Raw genomic sequence first — 24,815 nt, forward strand, 5'->3', positions numbered from 1 at the left:
ATAAGAACGGCAAAGGGTTGTCTAAGGCTCTTTCTTACTTAACTCCACCATCGGTCATTGGACCTGTCTGTGTTCCAATCATCTGTGGGAGCAAAGTATTCTGTTCCTTCGACCAAGTGTTGTTTGATTACTTCGTCATTAAGTTCTACGCCCAATCCCGGTCCTTCCGGTACTTTGGCAAAACCATCGATTACCAGCGGTTTCGGAATGTTCTTTACCATATCTTCCCACCAAGGAATATCCACAGAATGGTGCTCGAGTGAAATGAAATTTTCCGTAGCAGCGGCACAGTGTATATTGGCCATAAAGGATACCGGAGTTCCCGCAAAGTGCATGGCCATGGGAATGCCTTTTTCCTCGGCATAGTCTCCGATTTTTTTGGTTTCGAGGATACCGCCGGAGGAAGCCAAATCCGGCTGAATCATATCGATGGCACGGGCATCAATCAATTTAATAAATTCTTCTTTTAGAAAGATATCCTCACCCGTCAAGGTTGGGGTTTTAATTGCATCTGTGATTTGCTTCCACTTTTCTGTATAAAACCAAGGAACCATATCCTCCAACCATGCAAGTCGGTAAGGTTCCAACGCCTCGCCCAGCCGGATACATTCTTTATAATCAAAATGTCCGAAATGGTCTGCCGCCAACGGAATATCGTATCCTACTTTTGAGCGGACCGCGGCGACGTATTCCACCATTTCACTCACACCTTTATCCGTCATTTGCACCCCTGTAAATGGATGGGCAGTCCGTCCATAGCTACCGTATTCTGAGCTCCATTTGTTGCCTTTGTCAAAAGCTCTGGAATTTACTACCGAACCTTCATTGTCCTTGATCATCTGCACCCCAAAATCCATTTTCAGAAAGGTATATCCCAAATCCATTCGAGCTTTTAGCCTGTCGGCAAAAACCTCCGGATCATTGGATTGAGTCGTATCGGAATATAAGCGAATAGAATCCCTGTATTTCCCTCCCAGCATTTGGTAGACTGGAATATTATATGCCTTACCAGCCAAATCCCATAGGGCCATTTCAACAGCACAAACCCCTCCCGCCTGTCTAGCATGATTGCCGAACAACTTTATTTTTTTGAAAATCCGCTCTATTTGACAGGGATTTTCCCCAAGTATACGGCTTTTTAAAACCAAGGCATATTTGTGGCTGGCACCGTCTCTCACTTCTCCAAGTCCATAAATTCCCTGATTGGTATCTATCCGAATAATGGGGCAACGCATGGGTGCTCCGGCAACTTCCGCTACCCGAATATCGGTGATGCGCAGATCAGATGGGCTGGAGTTTCTGTTGACATGTTGAGTAGTGTAAGCCATTGTTTCCTCTATAGGCTGGAACATAAACGCTCCAAGACTTAGACCTCCCAAGGTTGCTTTTTGCAAAAACTCCCGCCTAGGAGGGGTTTTGGACTTCAGATCCTCTGTTGGAGAATCATTTTTGGTTAACTTTTCTTTTGGGAGTTTGAAAAGCTCGTTGAATTTTGGGTTATTATAAGGTTTCATCTGATTATAATTGTTTTTTAGAGGTCAGATGGAATCTCGCATGTATTATAATCATCCCAGTGTGTGACGATTTTCGTCATGCTCGATTTCATCGGTGGATTATTTTTGGGTTTTTAATTATTTTATTCAAAAAAAGGAACGCCCGGAACGGCATATTTTTTCATGCCTTCTTCGTTGATTTCAACTCCGATACCCGGTTTTTCCGATAGTGTAATAAAGCTATTCTCCGTTCTAGGTCCATCGTAGGTGACGATATCCTGCCAAAGCGGATCGGTATCCATGTAAATCTGCCATTCCATAACCTGGAAGTTGGGTACTGAGGCACAAACGTGACAAGCAGCCATGGCACCCAAGAATGAGGCTACCATATGCGGTGAAAACGGAACATAATACAGATTAGCCAAATTGGCAATTCGCTGGGCTTCACCCAATCCGCCTGCTTTTTGGATATCAGGCATGATAATATCCACAGCGGCTTCAGATAATAATCTGGTAAAGCCATAAGCTAAATAAACATTTTCTCCGGTACAAATAGGCGTAGATGTCTGCGAAGTGATGGACTTATAAACCTCCGGATTGTCGGCAGGAATCGGTTCCTCCAACCACATTAGGTTCAAATCTTCATACATTCTAGCCATCTTCAATCCGGTCACCGCATCGTATCTCCCATGCATGTCCACACAGATATCTATATTTGGCCCAACTTCCTCCCGTACAGCGGCGATTGCGTTGTACATTCGATCAATTTCCGCATTGTTCGCCGTCCAGTTGAAACGGTCGTATTTGTTGGGGTCTCTGCCATCATCCACATCAAACTTTACCGCATTGTATCCCCTACCTACTGCACCTCGGGCTGCTGCGGCATAATCCGCAGGTGATGGGTTGGTGGAAGTATAAAGTGCAGTATCACAGTAAACCCTAATTTTATCCCTGAATTTTCCACCCAACAATTGATAAACCGGAACGCCAAACACCTTGCCGGTAATATCCCAAAGGGCTGTCTCAATAGCCGTTAGAACGGCCACAAAAACGCCTGACTGAGCGCCTCCAAAAAACGCTCCTTTTCTAATCTGCTCCGCTAGACGGTTTGGATTCAAAGGACTTTGACCTTTAATTTGGTTACCCAGTCTCTGGACAAGGTGGTAAGTGCCATGTATGGCGTCTACTGCCTCTCCACAGCCCCATACATCCTGATTGGTATATATCTTAACATAAAGTGCCCCTCGCACATAGCCGCATTTTATATCTGTAATCTTCAGGTCTGAAGGATTGGAAAAAGGGGATTGCCTTTCGACTGCCGCACTTAATCCCTGACCAAATGTACTTAGAACTGCTCCTCCAGTTAGTCCTGCTACTAGTCCTTTTTGTAAAAATGTTCTTCTGCTGTCTTTTTTATGTGTCATGATTTGGTTTATTGGTTGATAGGTTGATAAGTTTATAGGTTATGAGTTATGAGTTATGGGTTATGGGTTGACGATGATACGTGTATAGGTCTATAGGTTGATGGATTATTTGGACGTAATTTTTAATTCGTAATTCGTAATTGATAACTCGTTTCGTAATTTTTAATTCGTAATTCGTAATTAATAACTGGGTTATTGGTTATTGGGTTACTAAGTTATTGGGTTATTGGGTTCGTAATTTTTAATTTGTAATTCGTAATTGATAATTACCAGGTTCTGTTTTTTAGTATTTCCTGAATCTGTTCCCTTTGTATGGGTAGTTCGTCAATATGTTCATTGAGCCAACCTGAAAAATCCCTTTCGATATCGTCTGACCATCTTGTATCAATTTGACCCGCTGTATACACCCCTGACCTCAACCTTTCATGGCCAAACATATCCCTTAATCGAACAACTTCGGAGGTGATTACCACTTTTTCAGCAAGATGGGCCGGTATAAATGAAACTCCACCATCCCGTCCTAGGACAACATCACCTGCCATCACAGTCGCTTGACGGATTCTGGTTGGCTTGTTAATGCCAATCAACATGGTATTGAGGTTTCCCTGTTGGTTATGGTGGGAAGGATGATAGCTGGTGTAATAGGAAGTAAAACCACCGATTTCCTTTAAGCCCGTAACGTCCCTGATAGCTCCATCATAGATAATACCATTTCCCGATTTGGCAAAGATGGCATTGGCGACATTGTCACCGATAGTCGGTCCGTCTACATGAATCCCGAATTGATCCACTACATACACATCCCCCTGAACCAACAGATCCACAGGCCAGGAGTTCTGTCCGCGTTTGCCTTCTTTCTTTCCCCGCTCATCTATGGCATCGTGAATGTCCGGTCGCCCCGGCATAAATGTGGCGGTAACAGCCCTTCCAATCAAGATACTGTCAGGGTTAATAATCTGCCAACCATCAGCATACTGATACCGATATCCGGCATTTCTCATTACGGCCCAGGCTTCATCATGGGTGACTAACACCATTCTTTTAAGCAGATCATCAGAGACCTTAGGTCTTCCATCCTCAAATCTTTCCCCTTCCCATTCCTGGGTAAGAAAGAGCATCTCCTCCCGGGAAATCTGCTGGGTAAATGCGTTTTGAAAGGCTGTACAAAACAAAAAGCAAAATAGAAATAGGCTTGATAATTTTAATTGCATAGCAATAATTTTAAGGTTAACAAAAACTGAAATAAGGGAAATCTGAAAACCAGACTTCCCTACTTACGAATTAATTTGCCGATGCAGTCGAACTTCCAACAGCATCCCACCAAACAGGTGTATCCAAGTTGTCGGGACCCTGCCGTTGAACCGCAGCCTGAATATTGGCATTATTTACTGAAAATTCAGCATCCGGATAGGATAATCTTCGAATAAAATCTCCGCTAATATCCTTACCCGGGTATGGGTTTGGTGTCAGTGCAGGGTAGCCGGTCCTACGGAAATTGGCAAATCCTTCATAAGCATTCAGGAAAGAAGCCACCCAATATTGTTCTCCGATCTCCTCCAAAGCATTACCCATATCCAGTGGATTTGCATTGATATAGGTTGTTATCGCATTTTCCGAAATTGCAGTAGTGGGCCCATACTCTTCCATCTGTTCCATATGGGCACGGATGCCCTGGGCATATAAGTTGGCAGCATTTCCGGTGGTCCATCCCCTTAAGGCAGCTTCCGCCAGAAGTAAAGAGGTCTGGGCAAAAGTCACGTGGAAAATGGGTGCGTCTCTTGCCGTCATACGTGTTCTGTCGACTTGGGAAAACTCATAAAAACTGCGAAGTCCACGTTGAGTAACAACCGCTCCAATGGTCTGATTGTCAAAACCCATGGGGAAACCCATTTGATCTGATGGGTTTCTGGATAAGGTTACTCCTGCGGCAGGATTTCCTGCCAAGGCATTATTTTGATCCGGTCCACTTCCTGCTCCGATAAATCGAACGGCTATTGAACCTAATCTGGGATCATTATTGCTTTTTAGAAACTCTTCGAAAGGTGCTGCGAGATAATAATTGTTTGCCTCGGTGGCATTTAAGGTGTTTCCTATCTCATTGGTGTAATTAAAGTCATGATGAATTGCCATGTTGTCCTCATTTGATGTCATGACTCCTCCGGCCACCGCACGTTCAACCCATTCTCTTGCTCGGGTTGGATTCACCTTGCTGTGCCTCATTCCTGCCCGAAGCATTAATGAATACCCTAATTTCTTCCATTTGTCAACATTCCCTCCATAAAATATGTCACCATTTTCTGCCCTTGCAGCAGTACTCAATGCCGCAGTCGCCTGCTGTAACTCATTCAATATATCCAGATAAATATCCTCCTGCCGATCGTATACCGGATCAATCTTTCCCTCCAAATAACCCAAACTGGCCTCAAAATAAGGGACATCCCCAAAGGTATCTGTCAGGATCATAGCCGCCATGGAATGTAGAATCCGAGCCATTTGGTACAAATTATTCCTATCAGGATTGTCCCGGGTAAACCGCTTTACATCGGTAGTATGCTTGAGTACATCACGGTAATATTTGTTCCAGGTGCCTATAGAAAATGCCCTGTTCAGTTGATTGAAATTGCCACCTGCGAGTACTCCGCCGTTTGGAGACACAATTTGCTGTACAATAGCAGATTCATAATTCAGCGTGGTACTTGAAATCGTGGAAAATAAGGCCGCCCTATTCATCAGGTAAACGGGGTCCAACGCCGTAGGCTGGACGGGGTTGATATTCATTTCATCAAAGCCTTCGTCACAGCTTGTCATGGGAACTAACAACGAACAGCATAAGCAGACATATAAGAAAATCCTTTTCATCGGTTCTGGGTTTTTATTCGATAACTTTTTACCTAAATTTTTCATTTTCTTTAAAATTTAAAGTTTAGGTTAAAACCAATACTTCTTGTAACGGGTAAACCGTGCGCTTCCAACCCCATTAAATTGTCAGAAGTGAATCCAAATTCCTCAGGATGGATATTGGGCACCCATTTTTTAATTACCAATACATTATTACCTACTATATTGGCTCTCAATCCTTTTATGAAGAAATTAGCAGGCAAATGGGGAGTGAAATTGTATCCAATGGTTACTTGTCTCAAATTCCAAAATCCGGCATTGTATACAAACTCCTCCACCATATTGGCAGATCTCACCGTTTCGTAGAATGTCTGCACTTCGGTTTGCACATCATTGAGAACATAATTGGGGTTTTCATTGGTGCCGATGTTTTTGACCCCTTCTCCGATGACAAACCCCTGCTCCCTTCCTTCTAGCGTACCTTTATGGAGCCCATGTCGCCACGCATTGAAATTCGTTCCGGACAACATTTTGTGACCCAGTTTGAAATCAATTAGTGTAGAAAACGACAGATTGTTATAATGGAATGTATTCATAAACCCACCTACCCAAATAGGTATGGCGGACCCAAAAGGAATCTGTAAATTTGTCCGAAGAGGTCTACCGTTATTGGCATCATATACAATATTACCCTGTGGATCTCTCCGATATCCGAATCCGTAAATTTGTCCCATAGGCATACCTACAACCTGCCTAAGTTCTCCGCCATATACAGCTGCTCCCACTGTAATGACACTATCGCCCTCTGTCAATCCCAGTTTCAAAGTCCTTGTTTGGTTCCATGCGGCATTAATACTGGTTTCCCACATGAATTTTTCTGTTTGAATAGGTACCCCTGACAAAAGCACCTCTACGCCTTGATTGCTGCTTTCTCCTACGTTTATCAATTGAGTCAGGTAGCCGGATGCATCAGACACCTGAGCTCCCAATATTTGGTCACTTGTGACTTTATTGTAATAGGTAAGATCCAATCCTATGCGGTTGTCAAAGAATTTCATTTCCAATCCAGTTTCCCATTCCGATACCCTCATGGGTCTTAAATTGGCATTGGGTACGGTAGAAGCATTTATTACACCAACAGGCTGTAACTGACCGGCTGGATTAGGGAACTGGTTATTTTCTACCCTGTAAAACAAGTTATCAGCATAAGGACTTACGTCTGTGTCGCTTCCCACTTCGGCATAACCAGCACGTATTTTACCAAAAGAAATCCATTCAGGAAAATTTTCCCAAGGTTGCGAAAACACAAAACTACCCGTCACAGCCGGATACAAAATACTTCTGTTGGCCGGAGAAAGCGTGGAAAACCAATCGTTTCTTACTGTTCCGTTCAGGAATAAAAAGTCCCGGTACGAAAGCTCCAACATCCCGTAAAGGGAATTTACCTGTCGCTCAGAGATCTCATAGATGGGGTCCTTAATCCTACCGTTCATGACCGTGTACAAATCCCGGACGACGAAGTCATTTACCAGCACATTATTTCTGTCCATTCTTCGATACATCTGATTACCTCCCAGAGTGAGGCTCGTTCCGAAATCCCCGAATTTTTTATTGGCGCCTATTAGAAAGTCCGTATTGACTTCCCTAAACCTCCGGTTGTCCTGTACATAATCTCCGTTCACAAACCCGACGGGGGCATTTGGCAGGGATGCAGTCCCGGTTGGGAAATTGTAATCCTGGTCCCTGGCGTAAAAATCTTGGCCAAGTCTACCTTGTATAAACAACCAATCAGCTATATTGTACCTGGCGGTGATATTGCCGAACATTCTGTCCCTCCTTACATTATCAAACTTTTCATAGGTTGCCCAATATGGATTGGTACGGTTTCTAAATCTGGAATAAACAAATTCATTTCCAGCGGCATCCGCCATTTTCTCCTGCATCAATGACAGCGGCATGGAATTGGCCAGTGTATTTAAAACAGTTGGCGTACTCATGTCCTGCTCCGCTATCTGCGGTGGGTTTTTGATATCTTCCAGGGAATAATTCATATTTCCAGAAACGACCAACTTTTTGGCAATCTCCTGAGTAAAACCTAGATTGAAGGTTTTTCTGTTGTAGCCGGAATTTGGCACAATACTCTGGTTATCCAAGTTGGACACAGACAGGCTAAAGCCACCAAATTCGCCCCCAGAAGAAACGGTAACCGTATTGGTAAAGGTGTGTCCTGTACGGTAAAAGGTACTGATGTGGCTGGGTTGGGGCACATAGGGAATCTCAACGCCGTCAAAAAGCACTTGGGTCATGCCTTGCTGAAACCGCTCTCCAAAGCTCCATACTCCGGAAGTCGGGTTGGCAGATGTGGGACGAATACCATTCTCTCCCTGACCATATTCATATTGCCAATCGGTGAAATCCATTGGACTGTCGGAGGTATAGTTGGTATTAAATTCCACTCCAATTCCTTGGCCTTTGTTGCGCTGTTTGGTGGTAATCATAATGACCCCGTCTTTGGCACGGGCACCATACAGGGCAGATGCAGCCGCACCTCGAAGAACCGTCATGGTCTCAATATCATCCGGGTTTATACTGGTCAAGCCATCGCCACCATCCGAAACCCTTGTCCTGCCACGATCTGTGTTGGAAGCATCTGAACCCCTATTGCCTGGATTGGCACCGAAGTTAGTATTATCAACCGGCACACCATTGATGACGATTAAAGGTTGGTTTTGTCCACCAAAAGACGATTGACCCCGAATTCGGATTTTACTTGTTCCAGCAGGGCCGGAACCTAAACTGCTGATGTTTACTCCAGCCACTTTACCCTGAAGCGCATTCATGAAGTTGGGAGTCCGGTTGATTGTCATTTCTTCGGATGACACTGAGGTTGTTGCATATCCCAGGCTTTTGGCTTCACGCTCTATACCCAGCGCAGTTACCACTACCTCTTCCAATGCGGCTACATCCTCCACCAAGATAATGTCAATTACTGTCCGTGTACCAACTTGGATGCGCTGTGCAGCATATCCAATATAGGACACCACAAGAGTAGCATTATCAGGCACACTGAGCGAATAATTACCATCAATGTCGGTGATGGTACCTGTCGTTGTTCCAGCGATAGACACTGCGGCGCCGGGGATAGGTTCTCCACTTTGGTTGGTAACCTTTCCCCGCACATCTACAAACTCCTCATCCACGTCAATTTCCAAGGGAATCAGATTTTCAGCTAGAGATTTGACACTAACCGTATTGTTAAGCTGTTTAAAATGTAGCTGCCTCTGAGTTCCTAAGTCTTTCAAAATATCCGCTACGCTTCCCCGTGTTTTATTCAAGTAAATAGCTGTATCGTCATTAGTACTATTGTCGGTGAAAAAAAAGCTGAATGTTGTCTTTTTTTCGATTTCAGTCAGGATACTTTCCAAGCTTCCTGATCGGGTGGCAAGTTTGACCATGACATCCTCCACGCTCTTCACCTTGGCATCTATACCAAAGGATGAAAGTGGTAATGAGGTTAGCATCCCGAGCATAAAAAAGATCGAGAAGCATTTTGTAACCCACGTATTGTGATTTAATAAACTGTGTTTCATTTTTTGGGATTGTTAATTGTGATTGAAATTAATTGAAGTCGCTACAAATCAATTGTAACCAGGAGGTGGCATAGATGGGTGATTTGCTAATATGGGTCCCAACATAATTGGAGCCAAATGAGCCTGAGGGGATTCGTCCTTGAGCTGTTCCTTTTTTTTTATTATTTTGAAAAATTGCTGCTGAACCATTTCTTCGGCGGCGGCATCGGGTAGAAACATCCGACGGTCTGCTACATAAATTTTTCTCCCGAATTGGTGAAAAAGTGAGCTAATTGCATTTTCATCTCCATTCCTCAGGGGAATGACCATTAGTGGAATATCAATCGAAGCTATAGGGTTCATAGGGTTGAATTTTACAAAATTCAATACCAATTAAAAAAATATTCTTGGAATTACCAATTTTCTGCAAATCTAAATTTCAGAAACTAGTTGGGAATCATTATAAATCCTTCATAATATCCCAATTAACAGTAATAAAATTTGAATATTCCGCACCAAAAATTTCATGAATGACCTGCGTAAAACAAAAGGGGTTAAAGCAAAAAAAAGAGAATGCCGGGAGAGGCATTCTCTTTTAAAATTTAGAATTTTACTTATACCTAAAATCCGCAGTATTTTCTTTTAACCAGATGATCCGATAGAAGAAAAACCTTCCAAGTTTCATCAATCTAATTTGAACAACTAGCTAATTATCAATAAAACCTGGAAGGTTTGCGCATTTAAGATTATAATTAACTCCAAGTACGGTCCCAAGATTTTACCTCGTTCCATTCTTCGGTGGGTGCGAAAAACTCTTCTCCGGGCCTAAGTCTGCGTTTCACCTCTTCTTCGTTAAGTTCCACTCCAATTCCCGGTTTCTCAGGGACAGTCACATAGCCGTCCTTCACCAATGGCTTGTCCAGACCGGTAATCAGATCTTCCCACCATGGATTATCTACCGAATGGTGCTCCAAGCCAATAAAATTATACGTAGCAGCAATGGCATGTACCGTTCCCATAAAAGTAACTGGGGAAGCCGCATGGTGAACCGCCATTCCTATTTCAAATTCTTCCGCATAGTCCCCGATTTTTTTCGTCTGCAGGTAACCTCCCGCGCTTCCCGGATCAGGATGGACAATATCTACCGCCCTGTTTTCAATCAGGTCTTTGAAGTTCCTTTTGTGATAGGTATCTTCTCCGGTCAGTGTGGGGGTGGTGATGGATTCTGTGATCCGCTTCCATTGTTCGGTATTCTGCCAAGGAATCAGATCCTCCAACCATGCGATGTTGTACGGTTCGAAGGCGCGGGCAAGCTTTATCATTTCATTATAGCCCATATGGCCGAAATGGTCAATCGCCAACGGTATTTCATACCCTACTTTTGCTCTGGCTTTGGCTGCAAATTCCACCATTCGCTCGAGGCCTTTCTGAGTAATCTGTATATTGGTAAATTGATGCCGAGTTTGGGTATGGCTCATTACGTCCTGATCGGTCCAGCCACGCAGCGGCATCCAAGGCTCTTTGTTGGTTAATGTATCATCTATGTCCTTTATCAGCCCAATGCCGATATCCATTTTCAGCATAGTAAATCCCTGGTCAACCCGTTCTTTCATTTTCTCGGCAAAAAGGTCCGGGTCAGTTACAGTGGGGGTATCTACATAGATGCGGACTTTATCCCTAAACTTACCGCCCAACAGCATATAAAGGGGTACTCCATAGGCTTTGCCCGCTAAGTCCCAAAGGGCCATTTCCACTCCAGAAACACCCCCACCTTGTCGGCCGTGACCGCCAAACTGCTCAATTCTTTTGAAAATCTTCTCTACATTACAAGGATTCTCTCCCAAAATCCGACTTTTCAACATTAGCGCGTAGCGTTTATCCGCACCATCTCTTACATCTCCCAGGCCATAAATCCCTTGATTGGTATATATTTTCAACAGAGGAACGTTGCCATATTGGGCAATACGCATATCCGTAATTTTTAGCTCGGAGGGATTGGAAAGCCGATTTACCTTAGAAGTGGTATGGGCGAGGGTGTCTTCAATTGGAAGTGTCATCAACCCGCCTAAGCTTAACCCGCCCAAGGTCATTTTTTGCAGAAAATCCCTTCTTGGGTTTCCGTTTCCAGATGTTTCAGCGTGGATTTGATGGTTCCCGGTTTTGATTTCATTTGTTGGTTCCTTGGGCTGTTGTAGATGACTGATGTTTTTTTTCATAGGTTTGTTATTTTAATATCATTTCGTTTCAATTAAAACTTATTTCAGATTAATTGCTAATCTAATATAGAAATAGTATTCTTTAAAATAAATTTTTGTTTAGGCTAATTACGGCCCTTTTACGGACTCAAACATAAAATACGAAAGACAACTTTCGATCAGTCGGTGAAATCAACTCATTCATTTTAAAATCAGACATAAAACCCATTTAATTTTATTGAATTGGAAGAAAAAAAGTGATAATATTACACAAAAATTAAAATCCATCTTAACCGAGTTTTTTATTAAAGAGTGTATATATGGATGTTGAATTTATCTCTCTATCAGCGTCAATGGTTCCCAGGCTGTCAGATCACACCATCCTGAATTTCTGATACGGTATGGACTATAACAACCAAGTGCTTTTTGCATTCTTACTAACAACGTTAGCAGGACTTTCAACAGGTATAGGTGGGCTAGTGGCTTTTATCAAGTACGCCCAGAAGGAAAAATTTTTGGCGTTTAGCTTGGGACTTTCCGCAGGGGCTATGATTTACATTTCCTTTGTGGAATTAATCGTGGGTTCGTTGGATGATCTGAAAACATCCAACGAAGCCGACATGGCTTACACCAAATTTGCGTTGCTTTTTCTGGGTGGTCTGTTGGCTTCAGGCCTTATTAGTAAACTAATAGGCATGGCCATGGAGGATATTGGGATATTCCAAAGCAAACCTGAAATACAACCCCTGGGGACGGAAGAAATAAAAAAGAAAAAGAAACTCTACCGCACTGGGGTGGTGACTGCCGTTGCGCTTGCTATTCATAATTTACCGGAAGGATTGATAACTTTCCTTACCTCCATGCAGGACATTCGGCTGGGCATTGGAATTGCAGTAGCCATAGCAATTCACAATATCCCCGAGGGACTAGCTGTCGCCATTCCGATATACCGGGCTACAAAGAATAAAACCAAGGCTTTTACAATCACCTTGCTTTCAGGGTTGTCGGAGCCATTTGGGGCTGCGATTGCCTATTTTGTTTTCTTCCGACAAGTAGAGCAGGAATACTTAGTTTTTGTCACCATCTTAGTTTCCAGCGTAATGGTATATGTGGCTTTCTTCGAGCTCATCCCTTCCGCTATGGATATGGGATTCAAAAAACTGACAAGCTGGGGCATAATTACAGGGATGTCCATTATGGGAATCAGCTTGGTACTCCTAGGATAGCTTAACCCATTCCGCAGGCTCAGTCTATACCTTATGTAACAAAATCCAATTCCTCAACCAACAATAATCCTGACTCTCCCAAAAAAAAAAAACACTATGAAACAGGTAATTTTACTATTCAGCATTCTTATTTTGTATCAGGTTGTATACGCCCAATCGCAGCAAGGGCAGTATATTAGAATCATGGTCAGTCCCTCCAAATCGGACATGAGCTATGGCCTCAATGAGGAAATTACCTTTGATATAGCTATCTATAAATTTGGTCAACTTGTGCCCAATGCAGCGGTCTTCTACAGCTACGGACCCGAAATGATGGATCCAGTGCAGGCGGATTCTGTCACTTTAGTAAAAGGTAATACCAAGCTAAGGGCTGGTAGTATGAATCAACCTGGATTCATGCGTTGTCACGTGACATATACGGAAAATGGTGTTACTTACCAAAATTCAGGAACAGCAGCAATAGCACCGGAGCAGATTAAACCGACCGCAGAGCTGCCGGCTGACTTTATGGGTTTTTGGAATAAAAATTTGGAGGAGGCCTCACGCATTCCCCTCGAACCGATACTGACACTTATGCCTGAGAAGTCTACTTTCCATTCCGAGGTCTATCATGTATCATTCAGAAATATAACAGGCCATGTCTATGGCATTCTTACCAAGCCCAAGAAATCCGGCAAATATCCGGCTATTTTGGTAGTTCCAGGTGCTGGCATCCGACCCTATAATGAACGAAATACAAACCGGGATGTAATCACTCTACAGATTGGAATTCACGGTATCCCCGTGAACTTGTATGACTCACCCCTCTACCAGAACCTTGCTGCCGGTGCATTGGCCAATTACAACACCAATAATATGGAAGACAAAGACCGCTATTATTACAAGCGGGTATATGTAGGGTGTGTTAGGGCTGTAGATTTCATTTATTCCATAGATAACTTTGACGGTGAAAACATAGGAGTCATGGGAGGCAGTCAGGGAGGAGCCCTATCAATTGTAACCGCAGGCTTGGATGAGCGTATTAAATATGTGGTAAGCTATTATCCCGCACTTTCAGACCTTACTGGTTACCTTCATGGTAGGGCAGGTGGATGGCCACACCTGTTTAAAAACAACTTCACCAACCAACCAGAAAAAATAGCTACCTCAGCCTATTTTGATGTAGTGAATTTCGCAAGAAGTGTGAAGGTACCCGGAATGTACTCTTTCGGGTTTAACGATAACGTATGCCCTCCTACTTCCATCTATGCGGCCATCAACGTTATCCCAGGCAGCAAGTATATTTCCCTGTACAAGGATGCAGCCCATTGGACTTATCCGGAGCAAAGCAGCGAGGGCGATCAATGGATGTTTGAAAAGCTGGGCATCAAGTCCCCACAATAGACTGAATATCAAGAAAATACATTTGCCGCATACCCTCATGGGTAGAGTCAAAGAATACGCGCTGCCCTTGCTGGTCACATCTGGGATGCAAGTCACAGCGCCACTCCCCATAGTATTCCTCGGGAGAATTAAACTTCCCGAGGATAACCTGCTTCTTGGAAGGAATGTGGTAGAGGTATAACGTAATTACCCGGTCCTTATTTGGATAGGTATCATTGAGCACCCATTCGTTATTGGTATGGGGCACATAGGTATTGTGTCCATTGCCCGTCATGGCCTCCTCCCCAATCAGGGACATATTTTCTGTCTGATCCTCCAACAGCCAAAATCCGTTTTGTTTGCCAGTCGGTTTGGTCCAAACAAATATGTGGGTAGGGTCCCGCCATACAAAATGCGAAGAGAACCCTGAAGGATCGGCAACATATAAGTTGCCTCCATCCTGATCCGCTGTAATCATGCGTGTCACAAAGCCCGTACGCGCCATCACTTGTGTTTCCAAGATTTCCGGCCTCCAACGGTGTAAAAAAAGTATCCGCTCACTGTCCGGACTGACTAGCAGGTGATTGAACCAATGCCAATTATCGGAAACATCTTCACCCAAATGGGGGATGTTGGCCAATTGATTGATCGTAAGCAACATGCTTGTGTCTCCGGTGTGCAGGTCCATTTTGTAAAGGCCCAGCTGATCAGGAGCTTTTACATCTTGATAGGGGTCTGGAATCCCTACATAACCATATCCCGGCCTAAGCCCCTGTATCCGGTTAAAGGCCGTTCCAATCGCATATTTACCGTTGGGTGCTAGGGCATAAATTGGATTGGGTAATATCCTTTGTTCTCCAGTCCTGATATTAAAAACCCTGGAAATATGCTTTTCTTCTTCGCGGTCGTTCCATATTACCTCCTCTGAGGATCCGGGGATCCATTGCAGCATACAGGATTGCTGCCAGCCCCATGCATGTGATTTACCCAAGGTTTTCCAGGCAAATCCGCTTTCCAAGTCTATCAAACCAATGCTTAAACTATCATCCGGATTGGGAGTCCGTCCTTCAAATGACAGGCGGCAGCCCAAGGCATACCTGCCGGTGGGGTCAATCTGGTGCTTGTCATAGTAGCCAAACCAATGCGGATTTGGGCCTTCAGTTATTGCCACCGGAACAAAGTTTGTAAATCCCTTGGCCCAATATGGGAATACTAAACACGAAATTCCAACTCCGGCTGTTGTCTTGATAAAATGTCTTCTTTTCATCACTTTTTTGGGTTCATGGCAGGGAAAAAGGGCATAACTAATCAAACACTCACAATCAGCTTTGGAATTTCAGCAGATTTTGAAATGAGGAAAGTTTCAGGTTACATGATAGGATTTTATTTTAACAGTTCCAACAATCATATAACATCGAAGTCTGGTAACGTGTAACTGCTGATGCTTACCGTAATTAAACTCGTATTTCCCTTTGTGGATTAATACCGGACCACTAAATTAATTTTTTTTATATTGACGCTGACAAAGTAGTCCTTTTTCCATTTATCTTGTATTTTTCTAAAGCCTTCTCATGAAAAAATTTCTGAAGTTATCCATACTACTACTAGTCATACTTTTTTTGGTAGGAGTTATATACACGTGGCATCAATTTGAGGATAGACACCCGGAATATTCCCTAGATTTAAACATAAAAGCAACCTCCAAAGGAACAGTCCAAGCGGGGTTTGGAAAAACAGATATCACACCTGCACATTTTGACACCTGGACAGATGTCTCTGGGAATGCCCGGTACAAACCGAAGGAAGGAGATACCTTTGACGATCTAAACGGAAACGGGAAATTTGATCCCATTTGGCTTGCTGGCTTTTCTCAAAACAAGCCTGCAAGTGGCGTAAATGATCCCCTATGGGCTAGAACTATGATCTTGGATGATGGGCAAACTCGTCTTGGCATGTGTGTCATAGATATGATCGGATTCGGTCATGACGATGTCGTTTCCGTCAGAAAACGGATTCAGGAAAAATTAAACCTCCACTACCTAATCATTTCCAGTACCCATGTACATTCCTCTCCCGATCTGATGGGGCTGTGGGGTCCCAATCCATATACTAGTGGTATCAACGAGGAATACAGGGAACAGGTCATCCAAGGCATAATTTCATCATTGGAAGCCGCACAGAAGGACTTGGAGCCGTCCTATTTTAAATTTGCGATAAATGAAATGGACGCCCTTCCTTTGGTGGGTGACACCCGGGATCCACAGGTGCTTGATGAAGGGATACGGGTGATGCAGGTAATGTCCCTATCAGGTAATCAAACTAAAGGGACTATACTAAACTGGGGCAATCATCCCGAAACACTCTGGTCCGGCAATACCTTAATAAGCTCTGATTTTCCCCACTACTGGAGGGAATATATGGAAAACGGGATTTATCAGAGTGATTCGATGGTACATCAGGGATTAGGCGGGGTGGCCATTTTTATGAATGGCGCATTGGGAGGACTTATGACTACCAGACCCAACATCCCCATCATCCATCCTTATACCGGAGAATTTTTTGACACGGCAAACGACGGGAAAATCAAGGCCCAGGGCTTGGCGCTCGCAAAAATCACCTTTGAGACCATGCAGCAGGGTATGCTTGAGACACGTGAGGCAGGAATTAACCTAAGGGCAAAGACTGTTGAATTGGCGATGGCAAACAATCTTTTTCGACTTGCGGCATGGATTGGAATATTCGACCGGGGTTTCATCCGTTGGGGACATATTCGATCAGAGGTGTCCGCTTGGACCATCGGGCCAGCATCCTTTGTGCATGTACCTGGAGAATTATACCCGGAGATTCTTAATGGAGGGGTGGAGTCTCCAGAAGGAGGAGACTACGGCATTGAGCCGGTGGAAGTCCCTTCCATTCGTAGCCAAATGCCCGGGAGGATCCGGTTTTTCAGCGGAATGTCCAATGATATGATTGGGTATATTGTCCCAAAAAGCCAATGGGATGAAAAACCACCCTACACCTATGGCAGAGAAAGTGCTCCCTATGGAGAGATCAATTCTCTGGGGCCTGAAACAGCCCCGACCATTCACAGGTCGGTTATGGAACTGTTGGATGAATTAAAATAAACGACTATTAATTGACCTTTTACCACCTTACCCAAAACAACCATGCAAGACAGTATTCTAACCTCCGTTTTTTTACCTTTAGCACTCGCTTTTATCATGCTTGGGATGGGGTTAACGCTTACCCTGAAAGATTTCAAAAATATCGTAGTATACCCCAAGGCCATTATTTTGGGCCTATTTACCCAAATTATACTACTACCAGTAATCGGATTTACTTTGATCCAATTTTTTGGACTAAGCGGCACTATGGCTGTTGGCCTTATGATTTTGGCTGCTTGCCCCGGTGGCCCCACATCCAACCTTATCACCCATCTTTCCAGGGGAGACACCGCACTTTCCATTAGCCTGACAGCCGTCAGTTCTGTCATTACTGTTGCCACCATTCCACTTATCGTCAATTATTCCATCCAATTTTTCGGAGAAGAAGGTAGCATAACCCTTCCAATTGGACAAACTATAGTGCAGATTATGGGAGTAACCATTATCCCTGTTTCCATAGGGATGTTTCTCAAAAATAGATTCCCTATACTCTCCTTAAAAGCAGACAAACCCGTACGCATGGCGTCAGCCATTTTCTTCATCCTTATCATTCTGGCAGCCATCTTGAAGGAAAGGGAATCCCTTCCGGATTTCTTTGCCGAAGCAGGCCCAGTCACCCTGCTTCTGAATATACTTACGCTGCTGATCGGTTATTATTTGGCTAAGGCTTTTTTCTTGCCAAGAGCCCAACAAATATCCATAGCCATAGAATCTGGGATTCAAAATGGAACCCTTGGGATCATGATAGCGGCTACCCTGCTGAAAAACTCCGAAATGACTATACCCATCGCCATATACAGTCTGTTGATGTTTTTAACAGCCGCTGTGGTTATTTTTCTTTCAAAAAGAAATCGGCATGGATGATCCCCATTAGTATGAATTGGCATGTTGCGCAGGTTCTTGTATACAAAAAGTTTGATCATAGGATTTCAATACCTATATTTCACTTTCGAGTACGTCACATTATCCACTTATCATGCATCGATTTCACTTTCTCATCCTATTATTCATCACGTCAAGTACACTAATGGCCCAACAAGCAGATAAAGAAATTTGGTATGTAGGCACTTATTCCGAAGCGGGGAGTAAGGGCATTTATGTCTTGGAGTTTGACCGCAATTTCATGTCTTTCGAAGAAATTCAAACCGTACACGACAAGAAAAACCCCACCTTTCTAACCGTTCATCCAAGCAAACAGTTTCTCTATGCCGCTTATCGGGAGGGAGAAAATCCTGAAGACAAAAACGGAACCATCATTTCCTACCGCATCGATTCCCGCACAGGAGAACTTAGCAAAATCAATGAAGTGTCCTCCGCAGGAGCCAGCCCTTGCCATATAAGTGTCGACCCTACCGGCGAGGTCGTTTTTGTATCCAATTACCAGGGTGGCAATTTGGCCAGTTACAAAGTTAGGGAAGATGGGGGGCTCCATCCGGCAACATCATTTATCCAGCACGAAGGCAGTGGTTCTGTACCGGAACGACAGGCCGCCCCCCACATGCATTCCATGATCCCCTCCCTGGATGGAAATTTTGTTTATGCTTCAGATCTGGGGATAGACAAAATCATGACTTATAAGGTAGACCGGAACACTGGCAACTTAAGTCCAGCTGCCAGAGCCTTTGTGCGAAGCGAACCTGGAGCGGGACCACGCCACCTAACACTTCACCGCGAAATTCCCTTTGCCTACTCAGTAGAGGAGCTCTCTAACACCGTAGCGATCTATGAAGTAAATCAGCGCAATGGCAGACTGAAGCCAAAGGGAAGAGTCGATATGTTGAGCGACGCCGTACAGTCTGAAAAAAACTCGGCTGCGGATATCCATATTTCTGTGGATGGCAGGTGGCTATATGCCAGTAACCGCGGTCAGGATAATTTAGCCATTTACAGAATCAATGGCGTCACCGGAATGCTGCAGCCCGTTGGCCACGAACCCTCCGGAGGGGCACATCCTAGAAACTTCAAGGTCGATGCTCTGGGGGATTTTATCTATGTTGCTAATATGGAAAGTGATAATGTGGTAATATTCAATCACCAACCGCTGAATGGGAAAATTGAACCTTCAGGCACCAGCATACATATCCCAAGAGCGGTTTGCGTGGAACAGCTGTTTCTCAACTGATTTATTCATTTTTCCCCAATAGATAATTTGGAGGTTTTCGGTCCTTTGAAAGAACCAATTCCGTTAGAAAAAATGTTACCCCAATCTATCCAGTAGATCATGATCACAAACCTGAGGGGAAGATGGAAAAAAAGAAACGCGTAGTAGTCGGCTTGTCCGGCGGGGTGGACAGTTCGGTGGCAGCCTTCTTGTTGCTACAGGAGGGCTATGAGGTGATCGGTATGTTTATGAAAAACTGGCACGATGAATCTGTTACCATATCCAACGAATGCCCTTGGATGGAAGACAGCACCGATGCGATGCTAGTGGCCGAAAAGCTGGGCATTCCATTTCAGGCGATTGACTTGAGCGAAGACTACCGCGAAAGAATTGTAGATTATATGTTTGCCGAATACAAAGCCGGCAGAACACCCAATCCAGATATCCTTTGCAATAGAGAAATCAAGTTTGATATTTTCCTAAAAGCCGCTGAAAAGTTAAAGGCTGATTTTGTGGCAACTGGACATTATTGCCAAAAAGGAATCATCCCAACCGAAAAGGAACCTATCTACCAGCTAATTGCCGGGGCGGATCCAAATAAAGACCAAAGCTATTTTCTGTGTCAACTCAACCAATATCAGTTGTCGAAAGCGCTCTTCCCCATAGGGCATCTTCAAAAATCAGAGGTAAGGCAAATCGCCAAGGAGCAGGAACTAGTCACAGCGGATAAAAAAGACAGTCAGGGACTGTGCTTTATTGGTAAGGTTCGACTGCCGGATTTTCTTCAGCAACAACTTCTCCCAAAAAAGGGGGACATCATTACTGTTTCAGAAGACGCCGCGATTTATTCCAATAGGCTGGTTCCTGTTGGTCCAGATTTATCCGAAGACCAAGAAGCACTGGATAACATATGCATGCCGTTGACCTATTCACCGGATTTGGGAAAAAAAATTGCGGAGCATAATGGCGCCCACTATTTTACCATTGGTCAACGAAAAGGGTTGCAGGTAGGCGGTACGGGAAAGCCGCTATTCGTAATTGCTACGGATACCAAGGAAAACGTTATTTATACAGGTTTGGGAGAGGATCATCCGGGTTTGCTTCGGTATGGGTTGTTTGTACCTACAGACGATATTCATTGGATTCGCACCGATAGGATGCTTGCCGTGGGAGAAGAAGCCCGCTATCAAGCACGTATCCGATACCGGCAACCATTGACAGATGCTACTTTGATACAAAAGGAAAATGGGTTGTATGTAATTTTTGACCAAGCACAGCGGGGAGTTGCTTCTGGTCAGTTTGTGGCTTGGTATGACGGGACTGAAGCCATAGGTTCAGGGACCATTTTTTGATCCATGCCTGAACTTTCTATTTTATATGAAGACGAGCAGTATATAGCTGTAAACAAACCCGCAGGAATGCTAGTGCACCGAACGCCACTTGAAAAGGATCCGGAAGCCCTTTTTGCAATGATTATCTTGCGTGATCAGATCGGGAAAAAGGTTTACCCACTCCACAGGATAGACCGTCCTACATCAGGGGTTTTGCTTTTCGCCAAATCATCCGAGGCAGCTTCCAGGCTACAACCGGATTTTGCCAATCATGAGATAAAGAAATATTACCTCGCTGTAGTCAGGGGCTTTCTTCCAGAAGCCCGGGGAATCATTAATCAGCCACTTTCCAAGGACTTGAACAAAGAATTACAAAACGCCAGCTCCGAGTACTGGCGCCTAGCGGAGGTTGAAATCCCATATACCTCCTCCCCTAAATATGCCAGCAGCAGGTACAGCCTGGTAAAGGTATTTCCGCACACGGGCAGGATGCATCAAATACGGCGGCATTTTGCCCACCTGCGGCATTATATCATTGGGGATTCCACCCATGGAGACAACAAACAGAATAATTTTTTCCGCCACCATTTTCAATCCAACCACCTTTTGCTTCATGCATGGGTCCTTCAATTTACCCAACCATACACCGGGGAGGATATTTATATTAAAGCGGAGGTTTCACCGCAATTGGAAAACATAATTACTTCGTTAGGATGGAAAACCGTTTTGGAGGAAATTAACGGGTAATTGCGGAACCTCTCTGCAGTATTTTCATTTGGGATAATTCCCTATCTTTGGGCAAAAAAAAGATCGAATGAAGAAATATATTGCGTTGTTCTGCCTGCTATTTGCCGCTTATTCATCCACTGTTTTTGCCCAGAAAGAAGCCATAGACCGCCTAATCGAGAAGAAAGAAGCGGTGTCCCATTTTAGTTTTTTAGCTTCGGACGAGCTAATGGGAAGGGATCCCATCCGCCCTGAGATAGATATCGCCGCAAGATACATTGCCGAACAGTTTGAACGCTTTGGTGCCAAGCAGATTCCCGGAGCTAACGGATTCTTTCAGACCGTACCCTTCCGACTCTCCGCTCCTCCCGTGACAGGAGAAATGAAGGTAGGAGACCAAACCTTACTTCACGGGGGCGAAATGCTTGTATTGGACGGACCTGATGTATCAGGGACCTACGACTTGGTAATTGCGGGATATGGCCTGGAAGCCGATTATGATGGGAAAGACGTAAATGGAAAGTTTGTGGTAGTCCGCGTAGGCCAGCCTGACCGGCTTTCACCTGCGGATCTTTTTGCGGCAGGCCGCCAGAAATTGGCGCTAGCCAAATCCAAAGGCGCCATAGGTATCATCGAAATGTATAACGTGCCAACCACTCCTTGGGGACTTCTCGCCAATTACCTGAACAAACCCACCCTGACCATTGATGCCGATCCGGAATCTGGCGAAAATATCACATACATGTGGGTAAAAGATCTATCCGGTGAAATCATAAAAGAAATTTCTGAAAATACCCTAAAAGCGACGCTTACCGTCACCGGGAAAATAAACCGAAAAATCCCCGGAAAAAATGTGGTTGCTTATATTGAAGGTACGGATCCTGCGCTCAAAGACCAGTATGTCATGTTATCAGCCCATTATGACCATATCGGAGTGGGACAGCCCAATGCGGAAGGAGATTCAATTTACAATGGTGCACGTGATAATGCGGTAGGCACCGTGGCCATTATCAATGCAGCCAAGTTTTTTGCCGCAAACCCACCCAAGCGTTCTATTCTCCTGTGCGCATGGACGGCGGAGGAAAAGGGATTGTTGGGTTCCGGCTATTTTGCCGCCAATCCCCTTATTCCATTAAATAAGATCATTTATAACTTGAATATCGACAACGGAGGATACAACGATACTACTATAGTAACGGTGATTGGGCTGGGAAGGACTTCGGCAGACCATCATATTGAAGCGGCTGCGAAGGAATTTGGCATCGAGGCAATATCTGATCCGTCTCCTGAACAAGGCCTTTATGATCGTTCCGACAATGTGAATTTTGCCCGTCAGGGTATTCCGGCGCCAACGTTTAGCTTGGGATTTACGGCATTTGATGAAACCATCTCCAAGTATTACCATCAGCCATCCGATCATGTGGATAATTTCGATTTGGACTATGCCATGGTGTATTGGAAATCATACCTCCTATCCGCCCAAAAGATCGCAAACGAACCGAAGCAACCCACTTGGGTTTCCGGGGATAAATACGAGGAGGCTGGGAAGGCCTTGTATGGATTGGAATAGCGTGGGAATAATCAATTTAGTTCTTGCAAAAAAGACCACGACACTAAGAAGGCACTAAGGGCACAAAGTTTTTTTTTAAAACTTTGTGTGTCCTTACTGTAGTTCTCATTTTTACCGCAAAGAACGCAAAGGAGGCGCAGAGGCCGCTGAGGACATCGAAAATCTCTTTGTGAACTAATGTTGAACTATGTGTTTAAAAAATGACCACGAAGGGCACGGAGAAGGCTCTAAGGGCACAAAGTTTTTTTTATAAAACCTTGTGTGTCCTTTCTGTAGTTCTCATTTTTACCGCAAAGAACGCAAAGGAGGCGCAGAGGCCGCTGAGGACATCGAAAATCTCTTTGTGAACTAATGTTGAACTATGTGTTTAAAAAATGACCACGAAGGGCACGGAGAAGGTTCTAAGGGCACAAAGTTTTTTTTTTAAAAATCCTCCGTGTCCTCCTGTGGTTCTATTCAAAAACTGACTCTGAAGAAAAAATTATTTGAAGGTTAATATAAGTGAATTAGAATATTCATTGAGTTTTTCGGCTTAATAATACAACGGCCTAAAGGCGACTCCATTTTTACTGTTAAACTCAATTGCCGGGGCCGGGATTTTTATGAGGTTTATGGCGTGGAGCATCCCTTTTAGGAATCTATGCTTAGTTTTAATTTTACGGGTATCGATATCGATGCTTAATAGGTATTGCCTATATCTGTCAATATGCTGAACGGACTCACCCCTGATAAAATCAGGATTTTCAAATTCCCCCAGCATGCCTTCTCCGCTATAACCGACAGATAGGCAAAGCCATTGTGGCCATGCACCCCACTCAAAGAAACTGGCAGGGCTAAAGGAAAACCAGTATGTCTGGGCATTGTAATCCTGTACAAGCTGGGCACCGATATTCCGTCCAAGGGTTCCGGGTCGTAACTCCGGGTATGGAGAGGGGTAAAAAGAGAATTTTGGGATAATACGCTGCTCACCCCAAGCCAGTTCCTGCCCTATGAAAATAGCCGAACCTGTGGCATTGGCAATAACATCCCCCCAAGAAAAGCCATAGCCCTCGTACATGCCATCAAAAATTTCAATGGGCAGTTGCAGCACAAAACCTAAAGATCCACCATACCACAACGCTTTTCGTTCGCTAACCCCTGTCCACCGCAAGGCCTCATAGCCCCATAAACTCTGGTGGTAAGCCACGTAACTATGGGCAAATTTATCCATCTGCAACCAGCCCGCATTGTCATTATAGAATTGGAAAGGAACCCGTTCCCTATCAGCATACCAAACTTCAGAAAGGTATATTAGCCCCCCGGTAAAAGCCACTGACCCTGTTCCTACCACAACTGCAAAACGTGTTTTGTTTATCCCCTCATGTAGAGATGAATTTGGAGACTGGGCCAGGGTGGTGAAAGTAAATTGAAGGGAAATTATAAGGGTGAATAAAAAAGTAAAAGCGGGTCTGGTAAAAATTATTGGTTTCACGTCTATCTGTTGCTTTTATTAGACAAACATACAAAGTTTGAAAAATAATCCAGCTCTCCTTACGAAGAAATTATCTGCATTTGCAGAAGGTTAGAATATGCTGATTGTGGTAAGATCTGCTGGGTGAGAGAGAACCATTTTATAATTCTGCTGCAAAAATTGCGACGCTTGCTGATAAAGGGGAAATTAAAATCTTTGTTTGAACATACTCTACTGTTTATTATTTGCTTTCTCGATTTGAAAGTAAAGAATTAGTAAAAGAAAAAATTCTAAAGTTCAAGGTTATTTCGGAAACCTCTGATCTAACAGGCAATATAATTGACAAAGGCCTTTCATCTAAGTTTA

General features: G+C 44.0%; 17 protein-coding genes. 8 read left to right on the forward strand and 9 right to left on the reverse strand.

Annotated elements, in window-relative coordinates; translation table 11 throughout:
• Positions 1-38: 38 nt before the first annotated feature.
• The 7 genes from FQ608_RS04580 to FQ608_RS04610 all read right to left on the reverse strand — a co-directional run bounded on the left by FQ608_RS04580 (position 39) and on the right by FQ608_RS04610 (position 11,540).
• Positions 39-1,514 carry a mandelate racemase/muconate lactonizing enzyme family protein gene (locus FQ608_RS04580; protein WP_158856609.1) on the reverse strand — a complete coding sequence of 492 codons (1,476 nt, stop codon included), beginning with the start codon at positions 1,512-1,514 and terminating at the stop codon, positions 39-41.
• A gap of 122 nt (positions 1,515-1,636) precedes the next feature.
• Positions 1,637-2,917: a mandelate racemase/muconate lactonizing enzyme family protein gene (locus FQ608_RS04585; RefSeq protein ID WP_158856610.1), complete on the reverse strand. Its 1,281-nt coding sequence runs from the start codon at positions 2,915-2,917 to the stop codon at positions 1,637-1,639.
• A gap of 266 nt (positions 2,918-3,183) precedes the next feature.
• Positions 3,184-4,128, reverse strand: a complete 945-nt coding sequence (locus FQ608_RS04590; RefSeq protein WP_158856611.1) for an RraA family protein — start codon at positions 4,126-4,128, stop codon at positions 3,184-3,186.
• A 70-nt stretch (positions 4,129-4,198) separates the two neighbouring features.
• Positions 4,199-5,776, reverse strand: a complete 1,578-nt coding sequence (locus FQ608_RS04595; RefSeq protein ID WP_158856612.1) for a SusD/RagB family nutrient-binding outer membrane lipoprotein — start codon at positions 5,774-5,776, stop codon at positions 4,199-4,201.
• A 50-nt stretch (positions 5,777-5,826) separates the two neighbouring features.
• A complete protein-coding gene (locus tag FQ608_RS04600) occupies positions 5,827-9,276 on the reverse strand; it encodes a SusC/RagA family TonB-linked outer membrane protein (protein ID WP_234364068.1) in 3,450 nt (1,149 codons plus the stop codon).
• Positions 9,277-9,393: 117 nt separating this feature from the next.
• Entirely contained in the window at positions 9,394-9,687 is a 294-nt protein-coding gene (locus FQ608_RS04605) for an RNA polymerase sigma factor (RefSeq protein WP_158856613.1), read from the reverse strand.
• A 389-nt stretch (positions 9,688-10,076) separates the two neighbouring features.
• A complete protein-coding gene (locus FQ608_RS04610; RefSeq protein ID WP_158856614.1) occupies positions 10,077-11,540 on the reverse strand; it encodes a mandelate racemase/muconate lactonizing enzyme family protein in 1,464 nt (487 codons plus the stop codon).
• Between the two features lie 380 nt (positions 11,541-11,920).
• Between FQ608_RS04610 and zupT the strand changes: the two genes are divergently transcribed.
• Positions 11,921-12,745, forward strand: a complete 825-nt coding sequence (gene zupT / locus FQ608_RS04615) for a zinc transporter ZupT (RefSeq protein WP_158856615.1) — start codon at positions 11,921-11,923, stop codon at positions 12,743-12,745.
• A 96-nt stretch (positions 12,746-12,841) separates the two neighbouring features.
• The gene (locus FQ608_RS04620; protein WP_158856616.1) at positions 12,842-14,128 is read left to right on the forward strand and encodes an acetylxylan esterase; all 1,287 of its coding nucleotides are present in this window, start codon (positions 12,842-12,844) and stop codon (positions 14,126-14,128) included.
• Here FQ608_RS04620 and FQ608_RS04625 read toward each other — a convergent pair.
• The gene (locus FQ608_RS04625; RefSeq protein ID WP_158856617.1) at positions 14,112-15,374 is read right to left on the reverse strand and encodes a hypothetical protein; all 1,263 of its coding nucleotides are present in this window, start codon (positions 15,372-15,374) and stop codon (positions 14,112-14,114) included. The two genes, FQ608_RS04620 and FQ608_RS04625, sit on opposite strands and share 17 nt — an antisense overlap.
• 304 nt (positions 15,375-15,678) lie before the next feature.
• Between FQ608_RS04625 and FQ608_RS04630 the strand changes: the two genes are divergently transcribed.
• The 6 genes from FQ608_RS04630 (at position 15,679) to FQ608_RS04655 (ending at position 22,999) form a co-directional block, all read left to right on the forward strand.
• On the forward strand, positions 15,679-17,232 hold the full coding sequence (locus FQ608_RS04630) for a hypothetical protein (protein WP_158856618.1): 1,554 nt from the start codon (positions 15,679-15,681) through the stop codon (positions 17,230-17,232).
• 42 nt (positions 17,233-17,274) lie between these two features.
• Complete coding sequence (locus tag FQ608_RS04635; protein WP_158856619.1) at positions 17,275-18,135, forward strand: bile acid:sodium symporter family protein; 861 nt, start codon at positions 17,275-17,277, stop codon at positions 18,133-18,135.
• Between the two features lie 112 nt (positions 18,136-18,247).
• Entirely contained in the window at positions 18,248-19,393 is a 1,146-nt protein-coding gene (locus tag FQ608_RS04640) for a lactonase family protein (protein ID WP_158856620.1), read from the forward strand.
• A gap of 122 nt (positions 19,394-19,515) precedes the next feature.
• Positions 19,516-20,724, forward strand: a complete 1,209-nt coding sequence (gene mnmA, locus FQ608_RS04645) for a tRNA 2-thiouridine(34) synthase MnmA (protein ID WP_158856621.1) — start codon at positions 19,516-19,518, stop codon at positions 20,722-20,724.
• Positions 20,725-20,727: 3 nt separating this feature from the next.
• The gene (locus FQ608_RS04650) at positions 20,728-21,450 is read left to right on the forward strand and encodes a pseudouridine synthase (RefSeq protein WP_158856622.1); all 723 of its coding nucleotides are present in this window, start codon (positions 20,728-20,730) and stop codon (positions 21,448-21,450) included.
• Between the two features lie 67 nt (positions 21,451-21,517).
• Positions 21,518-22,999 (forward strand): M28 family peptidase, encoded by a 1,482-nt coding sequence (locus FQ608_RS04655; RefSeq protein WP_158856623.1) that lies wholly within the window; start codon positions 21,518-21,520, stop codon positions 22,997-22,999.
• A 532-nt stretch (positions 23,000-23,531) separates the two neighbouring features.
• Here the strand turns inward: FQ608_RS04655 and FQ608_RS04660 are convergent.
• Positions 23,532-24,470, reverse strand: a complete 939-nt coding sequence (locus FQ608_RS04660) for a DUF2279 domain-containing protein (protein WP_158856624.1) — start codon at positions 24,468-24,470, stop codon at positions 23,532-23,534.
• Positions 24,471-24,815 lie beyond the last annotated feature (345 nt).

The sequence above is a fragment of the Lunatibacter salilacus genome (genome assembly GCF_009797935.1).
In the GTDB taxonomy this organism is placed as follows: domain Bacteria; phylum Bacteroidota; class Bacteroidia; order Cytophagales; family Cyclobacteriaceae; genus Lunatibacter; species Lunatibacter salilacus.